The 4,114-nt window shown below is 41.0% G+C and carries 2 protein-coding genes; both read right to left on the reverse strand.

The window, feature by feature from the left end:
* Positions 1-603: 603 nt before the first annotated feature.
* Complete coding sequence (gene bglS / locus C0638_RS20700) at positions 604-1,317, reverse strand: beta-glucanase (protein ID WP_058712554.1); 714 nt, start codon at positions 1,315-1,317, stop codon at positions 604-606.
* A 196-nt stretch (positions 1,318-1,513) separates the two neighbouring features.
* Complete coding sequence (locus C0638_RS20705) at positions 1,514-3,421, reverse strand: carbohydrate-binding protein (RefSeq protein ID WP_058712555.1); 1,908 nt, start codon at positions 3,419-3,421, stop codon at positions 1,514-1,516.
* Positions 3,422-4,114 lie beyond the last annotated feature (693 nt).

Raw genomic sequence — 4,114 nt, forward strand, 5'->3', positions numbered from 1 at the left:
GGTGAGAACCAAAAAATGCCGGACTCTATTACAAGGAGTCCAGCATTTTCAGGTGAAACTCATATAAATCTTTATGTTCAAATGAAATAATTGATTGCTTTATGGTGCTTATATTTTCTGAGCTATTGAGGGTATTTCAGTACGACTCTAGCCAATCTAACTCAAAATCACTCAACAATACACCTGTTATAGAAATACTTAATTACTTAGAGAAAAATTATATGACTTGTACTTTAATTTCCACAGCTAAGCATTTCAATTTTCATCCAAACTATCTAAGTAATTTAATTAAAAGAACTACCAAAAGATCTTTTTCAGAAATTATATTACTTCAAAAGTTAACTAGAGCATCTATCTTACTTGAAAATACTGATATTCCTATTTATGGGATTGAAAACGAAATAGGTTATAACACCAAAAGAATTTCGAGACAATTCTATTTCTAAATCTATTCAAAAATTTAAGTAAAATCACTTATTTTTTTGCAGTTTTTCAATACCATCATTATGTTAACTAAAAAATCCCCTAGCGGGTCTATTCAGCTATCTCCCCCTGAACACGCAAAAGCAGCCCTACAGGGCTGCCTCTTCTGCTGTAATCATACTAATTGCTCGTATATTTTACCCAGTCATATTCGGCGTACAATGGATTGACTCCGTTATATGGACCTAACCAGCTATCTACTCCGGTGCCATTCCATAAATTCATCATAATTTGGCCTGGTGTTTTCGGTATGTTTGCAGTTGCTGTATGTTTTAGAACCCCGTCAACATACCACTTAATGTATCCTGGCTGCCAATCGAATGCATAGGTGTGGAAGCCACTTGATGCATCAAAACCCAGATCGACAACCTTCTCATGACCACCGACCCCGTTTGTATAATAGTTAAATTGCACTTTTGTTGTGTCTTTTCCTAAAAATTCAATATCTATTTCATCCCATTGCGTGCCATTAGCAGGTCCCGTATATGTGAAAAAGGAAGATACGATTCCTGTATTTTTAGCAGGCTTCATGTTGACCTCGTATAAGCCGTATCTGTAAGTATTCTTCGAACGATACTCTCCGCCGTCAAATTTATTATACGCAGAACTCGTTAAGCTAAGCTTCATTTTGCCATCGTTAGTAAAATTGACATTATTGGCACGCCAAGTGCAATTAAACATGTCCCCATTGGAATATCCATCTGCCTTTTGCCATGTACTCGGATTATAATAACTTAATGGTTCCCAGAACACATTCGCCGCAAAAGCGCTTACCGAAAAAAACAGAGAAACTATACCCGTGATCACCAGTGTAAACCAATACTTCTTCTTCATAAATACACCTCCAAGAATAATTTCAAATATGAATAAAGTTGTGGAATGCGGTTTCCAGCAACGTGATACAGTCTGCCAAAAACCAATTAATAGAGCTTGCCTGGACATTTCACCCGCCGATTGCGCTCGCTTGGAATAACAGGCGGATCTCTCGATTTTACAAAAGGTCCAGAACAACTACTGTTTCGACGAGCGATCATAACGAAAATTCAATGAAATCCACGTAGGCATCCCAAGTGCCGTCATCGCTCGTCAAGGTGAGTTTGACCTCCTGATCTCCGATAGCGTGAGTAATATTGGACAAGGTTTTGACAGTCGGCGTTTTGCCTGTGAAATTGAAGGAACCTACAGTTGTTCCTCCAATAACCAAGTCCACCTTGGCCGTACCAGCATTGCTTGAAGCCCCCCGCACTGAGATATTATGCGTAGGGTTGGCAAAATACTGTGAATATGAAGTGTAGTCAGCATTGGCATACAAGGCGACTCCGTCAAACGGTGCACTGATCTTGCCTGCATGAGTGCCGCCAATATTCATATTCTCGGCTTCAACCTTTGTTACCGTATTTTCCCCCGTGTTGGGAGTGAATTGCCAGGCATCCAAATTCAACAGATTACCGTTACTTGACCCGGTAAACACCAGATAAACGTTGTGAACTCCTGTTGCATTATTGATCGTGGTCTCTACTTCTCTCCAGGTTTGCATACCTCCAGTTGATGGCACTTTCAAGGAACCGACTAGAGGACCTGTTTCACTGTCAAGCCGTACTTCAATATTGCCACCGACATTTGTGGCCACATTAGCTTTGAACGTCTTCGCTCCGGTAGAGCCAAAATTAGCCTTTCCAACAGCGATCCAGTCCCCATTATGGATGTTGGTCACATTCAGATTGCCAATCGGGCCGCCGCTGGCTTGCGTGGGTTCGGTCGCAATGCCTGCTTGCCAGGCAATGGTCTCCGCTTCAACTCTGGTATACGGGTTCATATTGGATAGCTGAGCAATTCCTGTCATATTCCCTTGCACCTCAGAGATGCTTCCGTCCTCCTTGTGCACCAGCTTATTAATATGCGGAGAGCGATAGCCTTTTCCATCTCCAATTTGAGCTTTGCTGACCGTTTGAGCATGGTATACGACATACCATTCATTCTTGAAATTAAATACAGCATGGTGGTTGTTGCCGCCAACGCCGAAGAATGTATATGGATTTTTCAGGAAATGACCTTTATAAGTGAAGGGACCCATCGGGTTGTCGCTAACCATATAGCCGATTTCACCAGCAGGGTACTGTGGAGGGTGTGTTCCGGCAAAGTTGATACAGTACGAATAGTAGTATTTGCCGTTGTACTTATGAATACCGGAATCTTCAAACAGGTAAGGAGCATCTATAGTGGTGGCACTTCCAATAACGCTTGTCATATCTGCGCCTAATTTGATGACTCTGGCGGTTTTCGGATTTGCAATGGAAGCCGGATCGGATCCATTAGGAATTCCGCCACCGCTATACAGGTATCCCGTGCCATCATTATCTACCAGTACAGCCGGGTCAAAAAGCCAAGTCACACCAGCCATCCCAGGTGTACTATGTGTCACAAGTGCTTTGCCAAGGGGATCTGTCCAAGGTCCGATAGGCGTGTCCGCTGTCAGGACACCAATACCTGCTCCCCCATTGGCGAAATATAAAAAGAACTTGTCTCTGCCATTTATTTTTTTATGCGCAACTGCTGGAGCCCAGGAGTTAGAGGCCCATTTGGCAATGCCTCTTCCACCGTTTTTGTTGTTGGCACCTGCGACTGGTATCGTTCCGTGATCCGTCCAGTTCACCATGTCTGTGGAGGATATTACCTGGATACGATCCAGCCTACTAAAGTCGTTCTCTTTAATCGATCCATCCTTGTTATACACGTACGTATCACTTGACATGTAAATATACACTCTTCCATCATATACCAATGAATACGGGTCAGCTCCCAATTTGTGATCCATTAGAGGGTTGGAATTTCCAGGTAGTTTAGCCAGTGGTCGATTGGCAGCATCTACATTTAGCATGGGAAAGACACTCAGCAATAAAGCGAAGGAAAGAAATAAAACTAGACATTTTCTAATCATAACATAACCTCCGTTTTTTATATGGTCTAAAGCCGAGCTATCCGTAAATATATCAAATTTATGGATATGCTCAGACCTTTACCCGTAAGGAGAATGACGTGAAGAATGGTAAGAGATAGAATTGCTTTGAAATCGCTTACAAAGTATTGTTTGGAAACATTCTACAAGAGGAATCACTAAATACTTATCTCTGTCCTTATGATGTCAGTATTAATTTAATAAAATATAGAAATATAAAAAATTGAGTATTAATATGTAATTGGATATAGAATAATGGATTTATTTGGGATAATCATACCATACTCTATCAAATATAACAATATCATTCTAATTTAAAAAGAGCACACCAAAAGGGATGTAACCTTGAATTTGATTGTAGCCGGGCAAATTAAAGGCAGACTATCTGGTAGGATTAGTGAGCAAAAGCTCTTCTGCCCTACTTGGCTTGATTTTGTTCATATTAAGAGAAATTGCAGCACCGGTAAACAGAATTGTGGTGGGCAATCTGCAATTTACATGGGGTTGGTTATTGCATAAGGTCCTTAGGGTTTTATCATTTATAAATAGTCCAGATCACAAGCCTGGATCGTTGTAATATTAGAAAAAAATACTTAGCAGGCAAGGACAATCGGACGGAGCCGCTGCCCTTGCCTGCTAAGTGAAATCATTTTTTTTAGAAAAATGAAAACTAAT

It is taken from the genome of Paenibacillus sp. lzh-N1, from assembly GCF_002872435.1.
Classification (GTDB): domain Bacteria; phylum Bacillota; class Bacilli; order Paenibacillales; family Paenibacillaceae; genus Paenibacillus; species Paenibacillus polymyxa_C.

Coding starts and splice junctions, on each gene's coding strand:
- bglS (WP_058712554.1), bottom strand. CDS start 1,317: ATGAAGAAGAAGTATTGGTTTACACTGGTGATCACGGGTATAGTTTCT.
- C0638_RS20705 (WP_058712555.1), bottom strand. CDS start 3,421: ATGATTAGAAAATGTCTAGTTTTATTTCTTTCCTTCGCTTTATTGCTG.